Origin of the sequence: Methylotuvimicrobium sp. (assembly GCF_050611805.1) — a bacterium.
Taxonomy (GTDB): Bacteria; Pseudomonadota; Gammaproteobacteria; order Methylococcales; family Methylomonadaceae; genus Methylotuvimicrobium.
This window is the reverse complement of the sequence record NZ_JBNGHF010000020.1, coordinates 1-21,896: the sequence shown is the minus strand read 5'-3', so window position 1 is coordinate 21,896 and position 21,896 is coordinate 1. Positions and strand designations below refer to the sequence as shown.

The 21,896-nt window shown below is 51.1% G+C and carries 20 protein-coding genes; 17 read left to right on the top strand and 3 right to left on the bottom strand.

Annotated features, from left to right (window positions below):
• Window positions 1-6: 6 nt before the first annotated feature.
• The 16 genes from ACRJJO_RS11525 to ACRJJO_RS11450 all read left to right on the top strand — a co-directional run bounded on the left by ACRJJO_RS11525 (window position 7) and on the right by ACRJJO_RS11450 (window position 14,575).
• Window positions 7-1,431 (top strand): contractile injection system tape measure protein, encoded by a 1,425-nt coding sequence (locus ACRJJO_RS11525; protein WP_431065884.1) that lies wholly within the window; start codon window positions 7-9, stop codon window positions 1,429-1,431.
• Window positions 1,428-4,838 (top strand): eCIS core domain-containing protein, encoded by a 3,411-nt coding sequence (locus tag ACRJJO_RS11520; protein WP_431065883.1) that lies wholly within the window; start codon window positions 1,428-1,430, stop codon window positions 4,836-4,838. Before ACRJJO_RS11525 ends, ACRJJO_RS11520 begins: the two co-directional genes overlap by 4 nt.
• A 471-nt stretch (window positions 4,839-5,309) precedes the next feature.
• On the top strand, window positions 5,310-6,635 hold the full coding sequence (locus ACRJJO_RS11515) for an ATP-binding protein (RefSeq protein WP_431065882.1): 1,326 nt from the start codon (window positions 5,310-5,312) through the stop codon (window positions 6,633-6,635).
• A 569-nt stretch (window positions 6,636-7,204) separates the two neighbouring features.
• Window positions 7,205-7,468 carry a BrnT family toxin gene (locus tag ACRJJO_RS11510; protein ID WP_431065881.1) on the top strand — a complete coding sequence of 88 codons (264 nt, stop codon included), beginning with the start codon at window positions 7,205-7,207 and terminating at the stop codon, window positions 7,466-7,468.
• Window positions 7,458-7,727 (top strand): type II toxin-antitoxin system BrnA family antitoxin, encoded by a 270-nt coding sequence (gene brnA / locus ACRJJO_RS11505; protein ID WP_431065880.1) that lies wholly within the window; start codon window positions 7,458-7,460, stop codon window positions 7,725-7,727. The genes ACRJJO_RS11510 and brnA overlap by 11 nt, the downstream gene beginning before the upstream one ends.
• Before the next feature lie 568 nt (window positions 7,728-8,295).
• Window positions 8,296-8,643 carry a PhzF family phenazine biosynthesis protein gene (locus ACRJJO_RS11500; protein WP_431065879.1) on the top strand — a complete coding sequence of 116 codons (348 nt, stop codon included), beginning with the start codon at window positions 8,296-8,298 and terminating at the stop codon, window positions 8,641-8,643.
• 82 nt (window positions 8,644-8,725) lie between these two features.
• Window positions 8,726-8,986, top strand: a complete 261-nt coding sequence (locus ACRJJO_RS11495; protein ID WP_431065878.1) for a PhzF family phenazine biosynthesis protein — start codon at window positions 8,726-8,728, stop codon at window positions 8,984-8,986.
• A gap of 203 nt (window positions 8,987-9,189) precedes the next feature.
• Window positions 9,190-9,450 carry a CopG family ribbon-helix-helix protein gene (locus ACRJJO_RS11490; RefSeq protein WP_431065877.1) on the top strand — a complete coding sequence of 87 codons (261 nt, stop codon included), beginning with the start codon at window positions 9,190-9,192 and terminating at the stop codon, window positions 9,448-9,450.
• A complete protein-coding gene (locus tag ACRJJO_RS11485) occupies window positions 9,447-9,731 on the top strand; it encodes a type II toxin-antitoxin system RelE/ParE family toxin (protein ID WP_431065876.1) in 285 nt (94 codons plus the stop codon). Before ACRJJO_RS11490 ends, ACRJJO_RS11485 begins: the two co-directional genes overlap by 4 nt.
• 16 nt (window positions 9,732-9,747) lie before the next feature.
• Entirely contained in the window at window positions 9,748-11,286 is a 1,539-nt protein-coding gene (locus tag ACRJJO_RS11480; protein ID WP_431065875.1) for an N-6 DNA methylase, read from the top strand.
• Entirely contained in the window at window positions 11,283-12,398 is a 1,116-nt protein-coding gene (locus tag ACRJJO_RS11475) for a restriction endonuclease subunit S (RefSeq protein WP_431065874.1), read from the top strand. The genes ACRJJO_RS11480 and ACRJJO_RS11475 overlap by 4 nt, the downstream gene beginning before the upstream one ends.
• Window positions 12,399-12,444: 46 nt before the next feature.
• On the top strand, window positions 12,445-12,639 hold the full coding sequence (locus ACRJJO_RS11470; protein WP_431065873.1) for a type II toxin-antitoxin system VapB family antitoxin: 195 nt from the start codon (window positions 12,445-12,447) through the stop codon (window positions 12,637-12,639).
• Window positions 12,640-12,641: 2 nt separating this feature from the next.
• Window positions 12,642-13,010 (top strand): type II toxin-antitoxin system VapC family toxin, encoded by a 369-nt coding sequence (locus tag ACRJJO_RS11465; RefSeq protein ID WP_431065872.1) that lies wholly within the window; start codon window positions 12,642-12,644, stop codon window positions 13,008-13,010.
• 10 nt (window positions 13,011-13,020) lie between these two features.
• The gene (locus ACRJJO_RS11460) at window positions 13,021-13,551 is read left to right on the top strand and encodes a virulence RhuM family protein (RefSeq protein ID WP_431065871.1); all 531 of its coding nucleotides are present in this window, start codon (window positions 13,021-13,023) and stop codon (window positions 13,549-13,551) included.
• Complete coding sequence (locus ACRJJO_RS11455; protein WP_431065870.1) at window positions 13,544-13,714, top strand: type I restriction enzyme subunit R domain-containing protein; 171 nt, start codon at window positions 13,544-13,546, stop codon at window positions 13,712-13,714. Before ACRJJO_RS11460 ends, ACRJJO_RS11455 begins: the two co-directional genes overlap by 8 nt.
• A 252-nt stretch (window positions 13,715-13,966) precedes the next feature.
• Window positions 13,967-14,575, top strand: a complete 609-nt coding sequence (locus tag ACRJJO_RS11450) for a hypothetical protein (RefSeq protein ID WP_431065869.1) — start codon at window positions 13,967-13,969, stop codon at window positions 14,573-14,575.
• 252 nt (window positions 14,576-14,827) lie between these two features.
• Here the strand turns inward: ACRJJO_RS11450 and ACRJJO_RS11445 are convergent, their stop codons facing one another.
• The 3 genes from ACRJJO_RS11445 to ACRJJO_RS11435 are packed head-to-tail and all read right to left on the bottom strand — an operon-like array spanning window position 14,828 to window position 20,700.
• Window positions 14,828-16,297, bottom strand: a complete 1,470-nt coding sequence (locus ACRJJO_RS11445) for an efflux transporter outer membrane subunit (RefSeq protein WP_341328776.1) — start codon at window positions 16,295-16,297, stop codon at window positions 14,828-14,830.
• Complete coding sequence (locus tag ACRJJO_RS11440; protein ID WP_431065868.1) at window positions 16,294-19,479, bottom strand: efflux RND transporter permease subunit; 3,186 nt, start codon at window positions 19,477-19,479, stop codon at window positions 16,294-16,296. Before ACRJJO_RS11440 ends, ACRJJO_RS11445 begins: the two co-directional genes overlap by 4 nt.
• A gap of 6 nt (window positions 19,480-19,485) precedes the next feature.
• On the bottom strand, window positions 19,486-20,700 hold the full coding sequence (locus ACRJJO_RS11435) for an efflux RND transporter periplasmic adaptor subunit (RefSeq protein ID WP_431065867.1): 1,215 nt from the start codon (window positions 20,698-20,700) through the stop codon (window positions 19,486-19,488).
• A 104-nt stretch (window positions 20,701-20,804) separates the two neighbouring features.
• On the opposite strand from ACRJJO_RS11435, the gene ACRJJO_RS11430 reads away from it, so the two are divergent.
• Window positions 20,805-21,419, top strand: a complete 615-nt coding sequence (locus ACRJJO_RS11430) for a TetR/AcrR family transcriptional regulator (RefSeq protein ID WP_431065866.1) — start codon at window positions 20,805-20,807, stop codon at window positions 21,417-21,419.
• Window positions 21,420-21,896: the final 477 nt, after the last annotated feature.

The following is a 21,896-nucleotide window of genomic DNA, read 5'->3' as shown; positions in this document are numbered from 1 at the left end:
ACTTCGATGAACGCCGTGATTCGATGTTATGCGCTCGATGCCGAAACCATTGGCCCCGAGTCGGTCGGCGTCGAATTACAACGCCTATTGACCCGTTTGACTCACGACCAAATCGTTCGAACCATCGACGGTGTTTTGGAACGTTGTTCGTCGCCGAATGATTATCTGTATATCGAACGTTTGTCGATCGATGTCGGAAGCGTCGATCTGGCGCAATTGGAAAGCGAGTTACCGAAAAGAATCGCTGCCAATCTGGAACGAGCCTTAGCCGATGTTAGCGCTTCGAATGTCGACGACTCGAGGGCGCTAATCGCCGGCGAAAATTATCGGCAATCGAGACAACAAATCGTAAACGAAGCCCTGTTGTTTTTTTTGAGGGCCGGCCGCTTGCCTTGGTCGTTCCGTTTGCCGGACGGGCGAAATTTGGAACAGGTTTTGACCGAAAATTGGCGTAATAACGAGTCCGCCTTGGGTGAAAGGGATTTCAGCAAGGCGCTGATCGGAGTTTTACAGAACGATGCAGCTAGAGTCCGTTTGCTTCGGCAGTTTTCGACGGATTTCGTTGTCCGCTTATTAGTTCGCTATTTTCCGGAAACCGCTGTCGTTTTCGAGAAAATACGGCAAGGCTTAACGGATTTCGTACCGCCCGCGATTGCCGAAGACGACCGATTAAGAACGGTTGTGCGGAACCTGTTGGTCATATTGTCATCGGGTCAAGGCGTTAGTCAAACGATGCTGGACGATATGGGCGCAATTGTTAAAGACCGATACGACGCAAACTACGCGCCGGATCGACATTTCGAAGTAAAGCGGCAACATCAAGACTCTCGGCGAAGCGATTCGGCGTCGCGGTCTTCAACACCAGCGACACATCGGCAGGAAGACGAGCCACTAGCGCATTCTTCGTATCCCTTCGACGATCCGGACATCGCCGAAGGCGTTTATGTCGATAATGCCGGTCTGGTGCTGTTGCATCCATTTTTGCCGCAACTGTTTACCGCATCGGCTTGTTTGCAAGACTATAAAATCGTTAAAACCGGCAGGGCCTTGGCGCTTTTGCATTATCTGGCAACCGCAGAAACGGTTGCACACGAATACGACTTGGTATTACCCAAGGTACTGTGCAATATCGACTTGCCGGTGCCGGTCGAAACGCTAACGGAACTGAGTCACGAAGAACGAAGCGAAGCCGATGAATTATTGACTGCCGTGGTGAAACATTGGGACGTTTTACGAAATACCTCGATCGACAGTTTACGAGGAACGTTTATTCTGAGGCCCGGAAAGCTGATCCGGCGCGGCGATGGCGACTGGCAACTGCATGTCGAATATCGAAGCTGCGACATTTTACTGGATAGCCTGCCTTGGAACATTGCAACGATTAAGCTGCCGTGGATGCAAAACCTGCTTTGGGTGGAGTGGAGCCTATGAAAACCGGTGTAAAAAAATCATCCGGCACTGTTTCGAAACCGGCCAATCAAGCTTTTTTTGCCAAGGCCGGTTCGAGCGGATTTTTTGCGGCCGCGAATGAACCGAAGGCGCCGGCCGTGCAATTGAAAATGACGGCCAACAAGCCCGGTGACAAATTCGAAAATGAGGCCGATAACATGGCCGATAAGGTCATGAAGATGCCGGCGCCGGAAGAGAGAATGCAAAAGGCGGAATTACCGGAGGAAAAAGTTCAGAAACAAGAAGAGCCACTACAAAAAGCCGAGCTTCCAGAAGAAAAAGTCCAAAAACAAGAGGAAGAACCGCTGCAAAAAACCGAAGAGCCCGAGCGAGCGATACAAAAGCAGGAAGACGAAAAACTGCAAAAGACCGAAGCTCCTGAAGATAAGTTGCAGAAACAGGAGGAAGAGCCTTTACAAAGGGCTAAACCTCCCGAAGAACTGCAGAAAGCCGAATTACCCGATGAAGAGATCCAGAAAAAAGAAGAAGAACCATTACAGCGCAAAGGCGACGGCGCGCCAGGCGTCAGTAGTCAGGTCCAATCGGCGATTCATAATAAAACCACCGGCGGCGAGGCCTTATCCGGCGATGTTCGAGGCTTCATGGAGCCGCGCTTCGGCGCCGATTTCAGCAATGTCCGGATTCATCGAGATGCTGAATCCGGGGGCTTAAGCAATCAATTGAGCGCTAAGGCATTCACCTTCCGCAATCACATATTCTTTTCCCACGACCAATACCGGCCCGGTACCGGCGAAGGCAAGCAACTGCTCGCACACGAGCTTACCCATACGATACAACAGGGCGCCGCCGTGCAGCGCAGTCCGCAAGTGACGACGACCGCGACTCCGCCTGCTCTTCAGCGTGGCTTCTTGCCTGATCCGAGGGATTTCATTGCAAGAAAGGCAGCCTTGATTCCGGGCTTTCCGATGTTGACCGTCGTGATTGGCATGAACCCGGTGACCGGTGCGGCTGTCGATCGCAGTCCGGGAAACATCATGAGGGGAGTCATCAGTCTGCTGCCCGGAATCGGCCCGGTTATCAATCAGGCTTTGGAAAATCATGGAATCTTTTCGAAAATCAGCGACTGGGTTTACCAACAGTTCGATGCACTCAAGGAAATGGGGAGCGGTATTTGGGAAAGCGTTAAACAATTTATCAAAGAGCGATCGATTACCGATATCAAAAATCTGGATGCTGTTTGGGAGCAGGGCAAACGCCTCATAACCGGACCGATAAACAGAGTGAAATCTTTTGCCGCCGGTCTCGTTGGCGGAATTGCCAACTTAATCAAGGATGCAATTCTCAAACCGATCGCAGAGTTCGCTCGCAGCCAAACGAATGCTTATCCGTTGTTGTGCTCGGTACTCGGTAAAGATCCGATCACCGGAGACAAGTCTCCGGACGATGCCGAGGCGTTGATTGGCGGATTCATGAACTTGATCAATCAGGGCGATGTCTGGGCCAAAATTCAGGAAGCGAATGCGGTAGCGCGCTGCATGGCTTGGTTCAAAAAGTCGATGCAAACTGTCAAAACTTTTGCCGCACAAATTCCGGGGCTATTTATTGCCGCGTTCAAGGCATTGGAAATCAAGGATATTATTCTGATTCCGCTCGCGTTCGGTAAACTGGCCAAGGTCTTCGGTTCGTTCGCGGGCCAGTTCATCGGTTGGGCGGGCACCGCCATTTGGAATCTTCTAGAGATTATTTTTGACACCGTTAAACCCGGCGTAATGGGTATCGTTAAGCGTACCGGCGGCGCATTGAAAGCGATTCTAAAAAATCCTTTACCTTTCGTCAGTAATTTGGCGGCGGCCGGTAAGTTGGGTTTCCAAAAATTCGCCGGCAATTTTCTAGGACATCTCAAAAAAGGGTTATTCGAATGGCTAACCGGTTCATTGCCGGGTGTTTATATTCCTGCTTCGTTTGCATTGGGCGAGATTGCGAAGTTCGTGTTTTCGGTGTTGGGATTGACCTGGCAAAATATGCGCGTCAAGTTAGTCAAAGTGCTGGGCGAAAAAACCGTTCAGGCGCTCGAAACCGGTTTCGACATCGTCAAAACATTGGTCACGCAAGGACCCGCTGCCGCATGGGATAAAATCAAGGATCAGCTTTCGGACCTCAAGGACACCGTGGTCGGAGGAATTATCAGCATGGTTGTCGACATGGTCGTCAAAAAAGCAGTTCCCAAGATTGTTTCAATGTTTATACCGGGTGCCGGTTTCATTTCGGCTATTTTGTCCATTTACGATCTAGTGATGGTCGTCGTGCAGAAATTGTCGAAAATCGCCCAGGTCGGCGCCGCATTCGTCGGTTCGATCGTTCAAATCGCCGCCGGCAACATCGGTGCGGCGGCCAAACGCGTCGAATCGGTACTAGCCGGCATGTTGTCTCTGGCGATCAGTTTTCTCGCCGGCTTCGCAGGTTTCGGTAAAGTTGCCGATAAAGTCATGGGAGTGATCAATAAAGTTCGCGTGCCGATTGATAAGGCGTTGGATAAGTTGATTGGCTGGATTGTAGGTAGGGCGAAAGCTTTGTTTTCAAAACTATTTGGGAAAAAGGATGACAAACGTACTGAAAATGAGAAAAAACGAGATTTGGAATCGGCTATTCGAGTGTCGGAAATTTTACTCGATAACCCAAAAATTAGCACTAAGCGGTTGGATAAAAAGCTAATTTCTATCAAAAAGAAATACAAGTTGACCTCACTAACACTCGTCAAGGCGTCGGAAAACCAAGACTCGGAAACCAGTTATGTAAGCGGGGAGATTAATCCAAAGCTCAATTCAAGAAAAGTTTCGAAATCGAAGTCTTCCGGACCGTTAGTGGCTTCGGTAAAAGTCACATCAAAAGGTGTTTCAAAAGATGTTCAGGAAAGATTGGCGCCGGCAGAACACGATTGGGCGGAATATGAACGAGGGGCCATGCAAAATGTAGTTTTGGGCGAGTTGATTCCCGAATGGGAAGAAAGAACCGGAGTTCCCATTACGACTAGCGATCCAAAATTAGAATCCGCGCAGTATATGGCGAGATTTAAGACTCAAAAAGCGTTTCGTGTCGGAAGCCGGCGGCCGCGTCCGGAAGGCCGTGTTGAAATCAAACAACCGGGAGGCAAAGGGAAAATTTCGCATGTGTTCGCGGTTGAAGTGACTACTATTCGCGACCTGACCGATACTAGCGGCGAAACCGGAGGACCGGTAAGACATAAGCTTGCTCAAATTCCCAATACGATCGAAACTTTAATAAGCAAATATGGACCAGGGCCGGAAATCGAATACACAATAATTTGTCCTAGAGACTTAAAACCGGATGAACAATCATTGCTTGAGAGTTTAGTAAATCGGCCGGATGCAAAAAATTTGAAGATCGTTTGGGTGAAAACGGGGGCATGATGAATCGCTTAGGCAGACGATCATTTTTTCTGGTTCCCACGGTCCTCCGTGGGAACCCATACCTTGGCAGCCTAGGCAAGATCGGTATGCAATCCCACGGAGGACCGTGGGAACGAGTCCCGTGGTACGCTGTGCGTACCACGGTAAACCCTACCGATGTTAACCAAGCCAATGTGATTTGACCTGAGTAAGGATTCGATGCTTAAGAATAAGCACAAATCGGCATTTTTTTCTGGTTCCCACGGTCCTCCGTGGGAACCCATACGTTGGCACCCCGTGGCAAGATGGGTATGCATTCCCACGGATGACCGTGGGAACGAGTCCCGTGGTACGCAGTGCGTACCACGGCAACCCTACCGAAGTTAACCAAGCCAATATGATTTGACCTGAGTAGGGATTCGGTGCTCAGGATAAACATAAATCGGCATTTTTTCGGTACTTATCCTCAATAAAATTCAATGAAATGACTCAATGAACGTTGACATCGTAAACCTTGAAATAGCGCTTAAATGGTTAAAATCCTTTATTGAAGATTGCCTATATTCACGCCTTAAAAAACCCTCGGAAATTGAAATAAAGTCGTTGAGTTTTTATAGCAGTGAATCATGGCTGACCGAATTCATAGAAAAATACAACCCTTGCCTGGAAGAGTTTGTCATACTGTTACTCGCTATCGTTCCTCACCTCCAACCCCATTTCTTCAACAAATTGATTTCCGAATTTCTCCCCGAAGGCGGCGATTTCCCCGAATTCGGCGGCGTCAAAGGCACTAATCACCGAGGCATTTTACCCACAGGAGAAACCGCGCAATTCATTCTGGCCGGGGACGATCTGGAAAAACGTCTCGAAGTTCAAAAAATCTTCAACGACGACCATTGGTTCGCTAAACAAAAAATTCTGCGGCTCGACCCGGTTCCCGAAGGCGAGCCGATCATGAGCGGGCGCTTGGTGCTCGACCCTGAAATCGTCGAATGGTTGACGCTCGGCACGGTTAGCAAACCGCGCTTCAGTATCGACTTTCCGGCCGAATATATCGAAACCGAAATGGCTTGGGACGACTTGGTACTGCCGCCGTCGACCTTGAAACAAATACGCGAAATCGAACATTGGATCGAATACAACGATACCTTACTGCAAGACTGGGGCATGAAGAAAAAGATCAAGCCGGGCTATCGGGCGTTATTCTACGGACCGCCCGGCACCGGCAAAACCTTGACCGCGACACTGCTCGGCAAGCAGACCGGCAAGGACGTGTTCCGCATAGACTTGTCGCGCGTCGTATCGAAATACATCGGCGAAACCGAAAAGAACCTGTCGCGTCTGTTCGACAAGGCCGAAAACAAAGATTGGATCTTATTTTTCGACGAAGCCGACGCATTGTTTGGCAAGCGCACCGACATACGAGACGCCCACGATAAATACGCCAATCAAGAAGTCGCTTATTTATTGCAGCGCATCGAGAACTATAACGGCTTAGTGATTCTGGCCTCAAACCAGCGAGCCAATATCGACGAGGCGTTCGTGCGGCGCTTTCAAACTATCATTCACTTTCCAATGCCGGGGGCGGATGAGCGCTACGAGATCTGGCGCAAAACAATTCCCGAACAACTCGAGGTTCATGTCGACATCAATTGGCGGCAGGTAGCGAACCGTTACGAATTGTCGGGAGCGAGCATTTTAAATGTTACCCACTATTGCGCGGTTGAAATCATAGCGGCGCAAAGCGCAAGGCTCGATCTAAAAAGACTGGAAACCGCGATCCAGCGCGAATTCATTAAAGAAGGCAAGGTTGTTTAGATTTTGCTCGCTACTATAAACCTAAAGCAGCAGATGATATGTGCTGTAGGCCGTTCCTGCCGAGCAAAGAAAGCGCCGTAGGGTCAGCTAACTTAAACGTCATTCCGCCAGGGATTGGCGGAATCCAGTGCCATGGATGGCAATGCCTAACCTTACCTGGATATCGGTAATCCATGCCAATATGACTAATAAAGCGGCAAATGCGCATAGGATAAGCGCTAAGATAGCTCTTATGGGTGCATGGCGTTACCATGAAACCGCCGCTGTTTACCAACATTTTCTGCTCTTTTCATATCTCATCAAGCAATTGATATTAAAAGTATAAAAAATTATCTTCATGAGAGCCAAATCGAAGCTTGAAAGGTCTAAAACACCTTCACCGGATTGGTGAAGCTCTTTTTAGGATAAAGCATCCCATCCATGCTGATACAACCGGGCCGGGCCTGTTCAACACTAAGCTCCAGACGACGTCGGCGCTGACGCGCCTCCCCGGCTAAGCTTGGCTTTAGCAGCTACTCCCACGTTTGCCCCTCCTTGCCAAATGAGTAAAAAAGGAATACTTTATACTCATGAGTGACTTTGAATACGATGACGATAAAAGCCAAGCCAATTTGGAAAAGCACGGAATCGACTTTCTGGATGCCCAGGCCCTCTGGCGAGACCCTGATCTGCTGGAACTCCAAGCTAGATCGGATGATGAACCTCGTTTTCTGGTCATAGGTCTGATTGGTTCGAAACACTGGTCAGCCTTCGTCACCTATAGAAACGGAACAGTTCGGCTTATTTCTGTAAGGCGCTCCCGCAAACGAGAGGTAGAACTATATGAAAGCTAAAGATTTTGATAAGAAATTTGACCAAGGCAAAAAAGACATCATTGATGATCTTGACTTATCCACGGCGCGTCGTGTCAACCAGGAACAGAAGCGCATAAATGTCGACTTTCCTTCGTGGGTAGTAGACTCGTTGGACCGTGAAGCGGCTCGTATCGGTGTTACCCGGCAATCGATCATCAAGGTCTGGCTGGTTGAGCGCTTAAAAGCTGAAGCTGCTAACAAACCGCTCAATGGTGACGTCTCAAACGGCGCACATTAGCAGAGCGTTAAAGCGCACTGATGTCGCACCTCTTCGCCAAATTGCTGTCTTTCCGTAGCACCCAAAAAAACGTCATGCTATCGCTGGCGGAGCAATTCTTACAATTTATGAGTTGGTTGCCGAGGTTCGCGCCAAAGTCATTGCTTGTGGTGTTGCTCGGAGTGCTGCCATCTCTGAAAATTACCCGTTGCTTCACGTATTGTAACTTTCTCACTGTGGTTATAACCGTGCGCTCACTAACCCGGCAGTCGAGAGGGAATGCGCAAAAGCGCGCAACCTCACACTTTTACGTTAGGTATCCTCGTCAAGGAAAGTTAAATGTTAATTGAGTGTAGTGAATGCAAAGCACGAGTATGCGGACATTTTTACTATTCGCACTTATCTCCTGAAATGTCCGTCATGTAATTCAGCACTCGTTGGTGAATCAGAACAAGATGTGGCGGAAAGCCATGCGGGCTGGTGAATTCAGAAGTTAAGTTTCTCATCACACGCTATCAGAATTGAAAATCAAACAATACCAAGTAGATGCTTTTGCTACCCGAGCATTCGAGGGAAATCCGGCGGCAGTGTGTGCCCGTTGAAGAACTGGCTGGATGATGATTTGCTTCAAGCCATCGCTGAAGAAATCAACTTGTCGGAGACCGCATTCTTCGTACCTAGCGCAAAGGGGTTCAATCTGAGATGGTTTACTCCAATCAAGAAGGTTGTTCTTTGTGGACATGCCTCATTGGCAAAGGCTCACATAATCTTTGAATCTCTTGGCTTCACGGAATTAGTCATTACATTTGAAACGCGTAGCGGTGATCTATTCGTGAAAAAGCGGGGAAGTCTCTTGCAAATGGATTTCCCCGCGAACAAGTTAACCGCTTGCGAGATTTCCGAAGCCTTGGTTCAATGTTTTGCGTGCGTCCTATAGAGGTGTTGGCCGGCAACGACTACATGGTCGTGTTTGATAGCGAAGCCCCCAGCTCGGTTTGCTCGTTTTGCGCGGCGTTATCGTGACTGCGCCAGGCACTGATGTGGATTTTGTCAGTCGTTTCTTTGCCACTAAGATCGGCATTCCAGAAGATCCCGTCACCGGTGCCGCCCATTGCAAGCTTGCGCCATACTGGGCCGGAAAACTTGGTAAAAATACTCTGTCCGCCAGACAGGTTTCAAAGCGTGGCGGCAACCTCGCATGCGAGGTAAAAAACGATAGAGTAGTACTGTCCCGAAGTGCCGTAACGTTCATGGCGGCCGAAATTGCGTTCTACACCTAACGAGGCGCTCAAGCGGTCGGCTTAGCTTTGCGTTATGGTAATGAGGGAAATCGTTTCAACAACCTTTACAAATATTTCCCATCGTTTCTGTTATTCCAGTGCCTTTATTTCGATTAACTCGGGTTCTCATCGAGAATCTGATGGTACATATATAAGGTATGGGCTAAGATTACAACCGAATCGAACTGAACCGAATCACTATTATGGCCTCCACAGAAGCATTCACCGTCAGAACCGAACCCGACATTGTTCACCAACTCGACCACATGGCCGAATCGCTGGACCGGTCACGCAATTACATCGTCAATCAGGCGTTGAAGGAATATCTCCAGCATCACGCCTGGCAGATCGAGAAGATCAACCAAGGCATTGCCGCCGCCGATCGAGGCGAAGTCGTCGAACACGATGATGTCATGCGCGAAATGGAAGAGCTGATCGAACGGAAAGCCCAAGGGAAAGCGTGAGGATCGTCTGGACCGAACCCGCCCGACAGGATTTACGGGATATCTTCGAATACATCGCCACCGGAAACCCCAAAGCTGCTCGTACTCTTTTAGCCGAAATCAAAGCGCGTGTCGATGTGTTGATAGATCAACCGCAGTTAGGCCGCGAAGGTAGAGTGGAAGGAACACGCGAGTTAGTTTTGACCGGTAGCCAATACATTTTGCCGTATCGGGTGCAAGGGCAGCAGATTCAGGTTTTAGCGGTGTTTCATGGCCGAAGAGAATGGCCGGATCAATTTTAATTATGGAAAGAATGACATGGCGAAAGTCAAAAAAGAAGAAAAACAAGAGCCTTTAGAAAAACAACTCTGGAAAGCGGCCGATAAACTCCGCAAGAACATCGATGCCGCCGAATATAAGCACGTCGTATTGGGCTTGATCTTCCTTAAATACATTTCCGATTCATTTGAAGAACTGTTTGCCAAACTCCAAGCGGGCGAAGGCGAATATGCCGGTGCCGATCCCGAAGACAAGGACGAGTACAAAGCCGAAAATGTCTTTTTCGTGCCACCGGAAGCACGTTGGTCATTCTTGCTGGCCAAGGCCAAGCAGCCTGAAATTGGCAAATTCATCGACGCCGCGATGGATGCCATTGAAAAGGAAAACCCCTCGCTCAAAGGCGTTTTGCCGAAAGTCTATGCCCGGCAAAACCTCGATCCGACCAATCTTGGCGGTCTGATCGATTTGGTCGGCACTATCGCACTGGGCGATGCCAAGGCCCGTAGCGCCGATGTTTTGGGTCATGTGTTCGAGTATTTTCTCGGTGAGTTCGCTTTGGCTGAAGGTAAACAAGGCGGCCAGTTCTATACTCCGCGTAGTATCGTGGAATTACTGGTTTCAATGCTCGAACCCTACAAAGGCCGCGTGTTCGATCCGTGTTGCGGCTCCGGCGGCATGTTCGTGCAATCAGAAAAGTTTGTCGAAGAAAACCAAGGCAAGATCAACGATATTTCGATCTATGGACAGGAAAGCAATCAAACCACTTGGCGGCTGGCAAAAATGAACCTGGCCATTCGTGGGATTGATAGCTCGCAAGTCAAATGGAATAACGAGGGATCGTTCCTGAATGACGCGCATAAAGACCTGAAAGCCGACACTGTGATTGCCAATCCGCCGTTCAATGACAGCGATTGGAGTGGGGATTTATTGCGTAATGATGGGCGTTGGCAATACGGAACGCCACCCTCCGGCAGTGCCAATTTTGCATGGCTCCAGCACTTCATCTATCACCTTTCACCGACCGGCAAGGCGGGGATTGTACTGGCAAAAGGCGCTCTTACCAGCAAATCCAGCGGAGAAGGTGACATCCGTAAGGCTTTGGTCGCGGACGGTAATCTGATTGATTGCATCGTCAATTTGCCCGCCAAACTGTTTTTGAACACCCAGATTCCGGCGGCGCTGTGGTTTATGAACCGCGCCCGCAATAACGGCCACCCACGCAAAGCCGAAATCCTGTTCATCGATGCCCGCAACATGGGACATTTGATTAACCGCCGCACTCGTGAACTCTCGCATGAGGATATCCAAAAGATCGCTGATACCTACCATGTGTGGCGTACCGGCGAAGGCGAATATGAAGACATCAAGGGCTTTTGTGCATCCACTTCAATCGGGCGGGTGGCCGAACTGGATTATGTTCTGACTCCTGGGCGCTATGTCGGCTTGCCCGACGAAAAGGATGATTTCGATTTTAAGGAACGGTTTACCACATTGAAAGCCGAGTTTGAGGCGCAGTTGTTGGAAGAAGCGGAGTTGAATAAGGCCATTGCTAATAATCTGGCGAAGGTGCGGCTATGAGCGGGTGGAAAAATACTTGCCTAGCAGATGTGTGCAGCGATATTTCCTATGGCTACACAGCAAGCGCAAATCAAAATGGTGTCGGACCGAAATTCCTGCGGATAACCGACATTGTTCCCAAAAGAATAAATTGGAACGAAGTTCCGAATTGTCTAGCTAGCGAAAAAGACATTGAGAAATATAAGCTTAAAGAAGGCGATATCGTTATCGCCAGAACAGGCGCTACAACTGGTTACAACAAAATCATTAAAAATCTTGAGCATGATGCTGTGTATGCGTCGTACTTAATTCGTTATGAAATAAATAAAAACTTGGCTTGTCCCGAATATGTCGGGCACATACTTCAGTCATCATCTTGGTATGACTATGTAGATGCAATAGCAGGCGGTTCGGCCCAGCCGGGAGCCAATGCAAAACAACTGGGTAGTTTTGAATTTCAACTACCCACCATTCCAGAACAAGAAGCCATTGCTGCCGTCCTGTCCAGCCTCGACGACAAAATCGACCTGCTGCACCGCCAGAACAAGACCCTCGAAACGATGGCTGAAACGCTGTTCCGGCAGTGGTTTATTGAGGAAGCGGGAGAGGATTGGGATGAAGGGCGCTTGGGCGATGTTATCGAGTTGCACTATGGAAAAGGATTAAAGACAGAAGAGCGAGCAGGTAGAGGCTATCCCGTTGTCGGCTCCAGCGGCATCGTCGATCACCACACGGAGTTCTTGATAAAAGGGCCAGGCATTGTCATTGGGAGAAAGGGAACGCTCGGCAAGGTGATCTACCTTTGGGACAATTTTTATCCGATCGATACAACCTATTACGTAAAGTCAAATGTAGAGTCTGCGGGATTGTTGTATGAATATTTTCTGTTGAAAACGATAGGCTTTGAGGACATGAATACCGATTCCGCAGTACCGGGATTAAACCGCGATATAGCGCTATCGACAGAGATAAGAATTCCACCAGAGGACAAATTACATGCCTTTAACGAGCTTGTAGCTGATTTTGTCGGCAAGCTCAAAACGAATAGAGATCAGATTCTAACTCTCGAAAAACTCCGCGACACCCTGCTTCCCAAACTGATGAACGGCGAAATACGGGTGAAAATTGCCTAACTGCACAAAAAAGCGCATCATTCGATGACATTTTATGGAGGCCATTATGCGCACGACGGTTGTATTAGATGATGAATTACTCGAAAAAGCTCAAACCTTAACCAACCTAAAAGAAAAATCCAGCCTGATCAAAGAAGCCTTGAAGGCTCTGATTGAACGCGAGAGCGCCAAGCGCCTAGCCAGCCTGGGCGGTATTGCCCCCGATTTGCAGCCCATCCCGCGCCGGCAAACCGAGTTGTAACAATGCCGGTGTTGGTGGATACCTCGGTATGGATCGATCACTTTCGCAAAAAAGAACCCGCGTTGGTCGGTTTATTGGAAAACGGCCAAGTGTTGGGTCATCCGTTGGTCCGGAGTGAACTCGCGTTAGGCAATCTGCCGCAACGGTATACCCTTTTGGAGCTATTAGATCACTTGCCGCAAGCGCCGGTAGCTTTCGATGCGGAAATCAACCGGTTTATCGAAGCGAATGCCTTGTTTGGTTTGGGCATCGGTTTTGTCGATGTGCATCTGTTAGCCGCTGCAAAATTGGCGCTTAACGCCACCTTATGGACACGCGATAACCGACTACTGGCCGTTACTACGCAGCTCACTATGAGCTATCAACCCTAAGCATCAGCGCATGACTTCAACAAACCAACCACAACAAATCGCCATCTACCAAAATGAAGACGGCAGCATTCGCATTGATGTCCACTTGGAACAAGACACCGTTTGGCTTAGCCAAGCGCAAATGTGCGAATTATTCGACAAAAACAAGCGCACCATTTCCGAGCCTATCCGTAATATTTTCAAGGAAGGCGAGTTGCAAGAAATTGCAGTTGTCCGGAAATTCCGGACAACTGCATCCGATGGCAAAACCTATGAAGTCAATCGATATAACCTCGACGTGATCATCTCAGTAGGTTATCGGGTTAAATCACGACGTGGCACTCAATTCCGCATCTGGGCCAACACTATCCTCAAGCAATACCTACTGCAAGGCTACGCGCTCAACGAACAAAAACTGCGCGCCAGCAACGAAGACGGAGAAAAACGCATTGCCGATAACACCCTGGTTGCCTTTACTTTGCTGATCGCCGAAAGCAAACCGGAAGAAAAAGATACCATCATCAAAGTCATAATCAATTTAATCAATGGTAACAATGGATGACTCGTCAGACGGTTCCGAGCTGGCCAAACATCACACCACCAAGCAGCAACGCAAAGCCTTGGCCGAACGGATGAAGGATAACAATGATGAAGTCAAGCTCGTTATCGTCCGCAATATGTGGCTGACCGGCTTCGATGCGCCCTCAATTGTTGAAGTTCAATAAAATTAACTTGTACAGAGATTTAAATACAACTGCGGAGCAGTTACTTTAGGGGAAATCTGACGCTACAATCTCGTGTCGATGACATCTCCAAAATTGGTCTACTGGCAATGCGCCTGAGGCTAAATGGGGCCGAGGCGTAACCCGAGCGAATAACGATCCAATGCACCCGCGCGGCAAAGTCTGGCGTTTTCAAATGGATCACTCGTCGCCGCAGGGTGATTGGTAATGTTAGGCAAATAGGCAATAGAAACAATGGAAACCGTATCATACAAAGAGCTATTGAGCATTGTTGCCATCGTGTTGACTTTTCTGGCGACGGCTCCTTACATATATTCCATTTTGAAAGGTGCGACCAAACCGCATGTATTTTCATGGGTGATTTGGGGGACAACTACCTTCGTGGTTTTTCTGGCGCAACTTAATAACAAGGGCGGCGTTGGGGCTTGGCCAGTCGGGGTATCGGGGATTCTTACGATCTTCATTGCCATCTTGGCTTTCGCAAAGCGCGGGGATGTAACGATCACAAAAACGGATTGGGTATTCCTGATAACGGCGTTATCTTCTTTACCGCTGTGGTACTTCACCTCGGATCCGCTCTGGGCGGTTTTCATTCTCACAACAGTGGATGTGCTGGGGTTCGGCCCTACGATTCGCAAGGCCTATCACCAGCCGAAATCCGAGCCGTTAAACTTTTACGCTTTGTTCGCTATTCGCAATTTATTTGTTGTTATGGCACTTGAGCACTATTCAGTGACAACCGTACTTTTCCCAGCCGTGTTGGGGCTAACATGCGTATTCATCATGGTTTTGATGATGTACCGCAGACTAGCTATGGTAGCCATAAGTCAAGGAGAGCAATGATAAAGGCAGTTTTGCCTATCCGGTCAGGTAATTTCCCTGGAAAATTAGCGAACAATGACGCCTATAGCCGCAAACGCCGTTCAAGACGCGGTAAATTTTGTTGTTTCCCAAACTCCTTGGTATTCAGTCTCGCAAGCTCTAGCTTGCCAAATTCGCGAAGCTGGAGCTTCCCGTACTGCATTCCCAAGCCAAGAGCTTGGGAATGAGCGAAACACTAATGATGAGCGAGAAATCCGTAAAAATTATTTTAAATTAATCGTCATCATTAGTCTCTACAGTCGTTTCCCAACCGCCGCCCAAGGCTTTGTATAACGCCGCGAGCGCGGTTGCGGTCGCTGTTTCGCTTTGGGCTAGACTGCTTTGATCCTGCAGCAGTCTCGATTCGATATCCAATACCGTCAGAAAATCGCTGAGTCCGGCATTGAAGCGCAAGTGAGCGAGTTCTTGGGCTCTTTGACTCGCCTCGGCCGCCGCAGCCAGCAGTTTGCGCCTGGCGCGTTCCTGATTGTATTGGATCAGCGCGTTTTCGGTTTCTTCCAAGGCATTCAAAACGGTTTGTTCGTATTGCGCCAAATCGGCTTCGGCATGCGCATCGGCGGCATCAATACGTGCCAGCACGCGGCCGAGATCCAGCGCCGCCCAAGTAATTCTCGGACCCGCCGAAAAAGCGTCCGAACCGCCCGTAGCGAGTCCCGATAAGGAACTGGCTTCGAGTGCGATCGAACCGACGAAGGTGACGCGCGGAAAAAGATCGGCCGTCGCGACGCCGATGCGTGCAGTCGATGAGGCCAATGTGCGTTCGGCGATGCGGATATCGGGGCGGCGGCGCAGCAGTTCTGCCGGTGAGCCGATCTGTATCGTTTCGGGTAATTTCGGCAACGGGGCAGGGCGCGACAATCGTTCGGTCAGTGCGCCGGGAAATTGCCCGGTCAATACGCTCAAGCGGTGTATCGTTTTTTGGATCGCACTTTTTAGGGGCGGAATACCGGCTTTTGTGGCTTCGAGTTGGGCAAGCGCTCTCGATGTGTCGAGTTCGGTGCCTCGACCGTTGACGAGCCTGGACTGCGTGATTTCGGCTGTTTCGGCCTGATTCTCGGCGTTTTTTTGTGCGACGGCCAATTGATTTTGCAAGCCCCGTAACTCGAAATAATTACGCGCGACTTCGGCGATAAGGCTGACGCTCAAATCGCGCAGGCTCGCTTCTTGTGCGTCGACTTCGTCGTCGCTGGCTTCGACGCTGCGGCGAACGCGGCCGAACAAATCCAGCTCCCAAAAGGCATCGAAACCGATGTTATACAGTTTTAATTCGCGCGGCGCGAAGGTGCGGTTATTCATCGCGCCGAAACTGCGTTTCTGGTCGGTATAGCTCGCTTTTGATGTGATCGCCGGCAAAAGATCCAGACCGGATTCCAAATACAGTGCGCGCGCTTCCTCGAGATTGGCATAGGCCGTTTTCAGGTCGTAATTGTGCTCGACGGCTTGTTCGACCAAGTCATTCAACTGGCTATCCTCGAACAAGGTCCACCAGTTAAGCTCGATGCCTTCCTTAGAAAATTCAGGATGGACGGCCTGGCCGAATTCTTGCGGCGTTTCGATAAAGGGCAGTCGATAATCGGGACCGACTGCGCAGGCGCTGAGCAATGTCAGGCATAACGAAGTCAGACCCAATCCGAGATTAGACCGCGCCCGGCCGCTATTCGTAAAAATGACTTGTTTCATCATTCAGAATCCGATGTAGAGTGTTGCGGATTTGGTTTCCGCGAAGAAAACAGACGTTGGACCAGTCCCTGCACGCTGACATAGAACACCGGCGTCAACAACAGGCCGAACAGCGTGACGCCGATCATGCCGCTGAATACCGCGGTGCCCAGCAAGCGTCGGGATTCGGCGCCGGCGCCTTGCGCCAGCACCAGCGGCAGCACGCCCATGATGAATGCGAACGATGTCATCAGAATCGGGCGTAGCCGGACGCGCGAAGCATCCATGACGGCTGCGAAGCGGTCGAGTCCGCTTTCCTGGCGCTGTTTCGCGAATTCGACGATCAGGATCGCGTTTTTGCTGGCCAACGCGACCAGCACGATGAAGCCGACTTGGGTAAAGATGTTGTTGTCCATGCCGCTGAGCCAGATGCCGGTCATCGACGACAAGATACACATCGGCACGATCAAGATGATCGCGAGCGGCAATGACCAGCTTTCGTATTGTGCGGCGAGCACCAGAAATACGAAGACGACGCTGAGCGGAAACACCAGGAACGCGACGTTGCCGGCCAAGACTTGCTGCAGGCTCAGTTCGGTCCATTCGTAGCCGAAGCCGGGCGGCAGTTGTCGGTCGAGCAAGCGGCTCATGATATCGATGGCTTGGCCGGAACTGATTCCGGGCAAGGTGCCGCCGTTGATTTCGGCGGCCGGATACATGTTGTAGCGCGTGATCTTGTCCGGCCCGGTGATTTCCTTGATGTCTACGAGCGAGCCGAGCGGCACGATGCCGCCGGCCGCGTTCCGGGTTTTCAATTCGGCAATATCTTCCGGATGCATTCGGTATTCGGAGTCGGCCTGCGCGACGACTTGGTAGGTCCGCCCGAAGCTGTTGAAGTCGTTGACGTACATCGAGCCCAAATAGATTTGCAGCGTTTCGAAGACTTCCTTCAACGGCACGTCCATCGCTTTCGCGCGGGTCCGGTCGACGTCGAGAAACAATTGCGGCACGCCGGCCCGGAAGGTCGTGAATAGACCGGCAAGTCCGGGCTGTCGGTTTCCTTCGGCGATCATTTCATTGGCGACGTCTTGCAAGGCATCGATGCCGGCGCTGGTACGGTCCTGAATCTGCAGTTTGAAACCGCCGACCGAACCCATGCCGCGCACCGGCGGCGGCGCGAATACCGCGATATGCGCATTCGGTATTTGCGCGAGGCGTTGTTGCAGTTTTTTGATGATCTCGTTGGCATGCAGTTCGGGCTTGCCGGCGCGGTCCTTGAAGCTGTCCAGCGGAGTGAACATCGTCGCGACATTGGACTGATTGGCGCCGGTCAGGACCGACCAGCCGGAATAAGCGATCACATGCGCGACGCCTTCGGTATCGAGAATGATGCGAGTGGCTTCCTTGACCACGTCCTGCGTGCGGCTCAATGATGCGGCATCGGGCAGTTGCGTGTACAGAATCAGATAGCCCTGGTCTTGTTGCGGAATGAAACCGGTCGGCACTTTTTCGAAGGCCAGCCAGTTCAGTCCGTTCAGTCCGACATAAAGCGTCAATACCAAGACAGTCATCCGGATCAAGCGGCCGACCAGGCGCGCATAGCCTTCGCCGAAGCGATCGAAAAAGCGGTTGAAGCCGACGAAAAACCAGCCGAACAGCCGGTCGAGCAAGCGCGTGAAGGCATCCTTGTCGCCGTGCGCGCGGTCCAGCAACAATGCGCACATCGCCGGGCTCAAGGTCAGCGAGTTCAAGGTCGAGATCAGCGTCGAAACCGCGATCGTCAATGCGAATTGTTTGTAGAATGCGCCGGACACGCCGGTGATGAAGGCGGTCGGTATGAACACCGCGACCAACACCAGCGTCGTCGCAATGATCGGCCCGAGAACTTCCTCCATCGCCTTGCGCGTCGCGTCTCGGGCGCTCATGCCCTCGGCGATATGACGTTCGACGTTTTCGACGACGACGATCGCGTCGTCGACGACGATGCCGATAGCGAGCACCAATCCGAACAGCGACAAGGTATTCAACGACAAGCCCATGGCGGCCATCACGGCGAAAGTGCCGATCAACGACACCGGCACCGCGAGCAGCGGAATGATCGCGGCGCGCCAGTTCTGCAGGAAGACGATAACCACGACGACGACCAGCAGCAGCGCTTCGAATAAAGTCATGACGACCGCATCGATCGATTGCTGAATGAACACGACCGTGTCGTAGACGAGCGTGTAGTCGAGGCCCTCCGGAAAGTGCGTCTTCAATTTTTCCATCTCGGCTTCGATGGCTTTCTTGGTGTCCAAGGCATTCGAGCCGGGTAATTGGAAAACGGCTAGGCCGACCGTTTGTTCGCCGTCCAAATACAAACTGGAGTTGTAATCCTTCGCGCCCAATTCGATACGCGCGACGTCCTTGAGACGCGTGATTTTTCCGTCGGAACCTTGCTTGATGACGATGTCGGCGAATTGTTCCGGGTCGGTCAACCGGCCCAAGGTGCTGACCGTGTATTGATAGTCGGTCGCTTCCGGAGACGGTTGTTGGCCGACCACGCCGGCCGCGACTTGTGTGTTTTGTTCGCGCACGGCATTGACGACATCGCTTGCAGTCATGTTGCGCGCAGCGATTTTTTCCGGGTCCAGCCATAGGCGCATGCTGTAATCGCGCGCGCCGAACACGAGTATTTCGCCGACGCCGGGCAGCCGCGCGAGCGTGTCCTTGATTTGCAATAATGCGTAATTGCTCAGGTAGACGCTGTCATAGCGTTGATCCGGCGAAATCAGGTTGACGACCAGGCTGAGGTCCGGGCTGCGTTTCTTGACGCTGATGCCTTGACGCCGGACCTCCTCGGGCAGTTTCGGTTCGGCCAGCGCGACTCGGTTTTGCACCTGGACCTGTGCCTTGTCGAGGTCGGTGCCGGGTTTGAACGTAATCGTCAGCGCCATATTGCCGCTGTTGGTCGATTGCGACGACAAATACAGCATGTCTTCGACGCCGTTGACCTCCTGTTCGATCGGCGTTGCGACCGTTTCGGCGACGACCGCGGCATTCGCGCCGGGATAAACGGTGCTGACCATCACGGTCGGCGGCGCGATTTCAGGATACTGGGCGATCGGCAATGCGATCAGCGCGAGCCCGCCGACCATGACGATCAGGATCGACAAGACCGACGCGAAGATCGGACGATCGATGAAAAAGTGTGTAAATCGGTGCATGATTTTTTATTCTCCGCTAAACGTGATGGGCTCGGGCGCGACTTTGGCGCCGGGTCTGACTTTTTGCAGACCTTCGATCACGACTTTGTCTTCGGCCGTCAAGCCCTCGGAAATGACGCGCAAGCCGTCTATGCGCGCGCCCGGAATCACCTTACGGTATTCGGCCTGATCGTCTTGATTCAATACCCAGACGAAGCGTTGTGCCTGATCGGTACCGATAGCGCGATCCGGCAGCAATAGCGCCGGATAGGGGGCACCGCCTTGTATGCGCACGCGGGCGAAAAAGCCCGGACTCAACAGATTATGGGTATTTTCGAAAACGCCTCGCAAAGTCACGGTGCCGGTATCGGTATCGGCGCTCGGCGCGATATAGTCGAGCGTGCCGCGATGCGGAAAATCGCTTTCGTCGGTCAAGCTCAGTTGCATCGGCATGCCTTGAAGATTCTCGCGGCCGCTGAGTTGACGTTTGTATTTCAATACCGAACGCTCGTCGGCGTCGATGTAGACATAGACCGGATCGATCGAGACGATGTGGGTCAGCAGCGTCGCGGCGCCGCCGCCGTTGACGAGATTTCCTGCCGTGATCAATTCGCGCCCGACGCGTCCGTCGATCGGCGCATGAATGCGCGTGTATTCGAGATCGAGCTTGGCTCGGTAAACGTTCGCTTCAGCGGCTTGCACCGAGGCGGATGCTTCGCGAAGGCCCTTGCTGCGCCCGTCGTATTCCTCTATGGATATCGCTTTGGCTTTTAATAAGTTTTTCGCGCGCTCAAGGTCGTTCTGCGCGAGTTCTCGTTTGGATTTTGCTCTTTCCAATTCGGCTTGAGCCAGATTCAATTGAGCCTGATAGGGTTTCGGATCGATCGTGAACAATAAATCGCCTTTTTTGACTTTTTCGCCGGCGAAGAAATTGACCTTCTCCAAATGACCGCCAACCCGCGCCCGTACTTCGACTGCTTCGATCGCTTCGATGCGGCCCGTGAATTCGTCCCATTCGGTGACATCACGGGACAGCGGGTGCGCGATTTTGACCTTGGCCGCCGGCGGAGCTTGAATTTCGGCCTTGTCGCCGCAACCGGTCAGCGCGATCGCAATAGCCGTGATGACCCAAAATGTCAGCAGTCTTGGCGACAAAGACGGAATGTTTCCACCGCTCGTAAGCGAAACTTCGTTGACGGAGGGGCGATATATCGCAAGTGCTGGTTCGGTTTTTGGGTTCATCGGTAAGGCGACCTCGATCGCTGTGGATTAAAAGGTAATACAAATTACCGTTTAATTTAGGTATGATCGTCGTTCTTGTCAATGTATTTTATGAGTAAGACAGCATGGTTAAATGTGGACGTCCGCCGAAAGGGCAGGAGTGTCAAAGCCGCGAGCGCTTGTTGGACAGTGCGTTGCAACTGTTTCTGGAACACGGTTACGGTGATCTGAGCATGGAAACGATCGCGAAGGATGCCCATGTATCGATGCGGACGATTTACAGCCGGTTCGGTAATAAGGCGGGGTTATTCGGCGCCGTGATCAAGCGTTGCAGCGACCAGTTCGTCGACAGACTGCCCGAAAATCTCGAGCCGGGAGAGGCGCTGACTGTTTTCGCAAAACACTATGTTCACCTCATTACCCGGTCCGATGCGGTGCGTATCAGGACGATTTTGATCGGCGAGTCGCTGCGTTTTCCGGAATTGGCGGCAAAGTTTTACGAGCAAGGTCCGCAACGCGCCCGGGATACGCTGGTCGATTATTTCGTCAAAAAACAGCAAGAAGGGCATTTTTCGGATGTGTCGCCGAGGGTGTTAGCCGATTATTTTTTGAGTTGTCTGCGAAACGAACATTTTCAGAAGTTGCAGCTTGGATTGGCATCAACGCCGGAAGAGACCGAAATAGACCTTTGGGTTAGGCAGGCCGTCGATCTATTTTTACACGGTTGTTTGAAGAAATGAGTTTTTACTCGTTTTCAGGAGGCTGCGTCACTGCCATTAAGCTAAACCTTCCTCCACCTTTGGAAAAGGGGGATTCGCTCTTTCCCACGCTGGAGCTCTCATCGTTATACAAAAATTGTAGGGTACGCTGCGCGTACCAAAGCCGTGCCCTGGCGGTTCGGTTGGCACATCAACATCGCGGGGTTACCATGGTACGCACAGCGTACCCTACGTGAATCACCTAACGCTAGAGGGTTAAAAAAACCGAGTTTTAATGTGTGGGAACACTATACTTAATCCTGAAAAGAGCATTTGGCATGTGTTGTAGACCGTTCGTGCTGAGCCAAGGCGAAGCATGAACGGTCTACAACACTTTCACCGACCTGGTGAAGTCCCTCAAACTGGGGGACCGTAAGGATTCCCTCGTAAATGAGTAACATCCTTGGCTTGGTTACATCTGGAACGTCACGCCGTAATCAATTGGCTCCAAATCCCGAT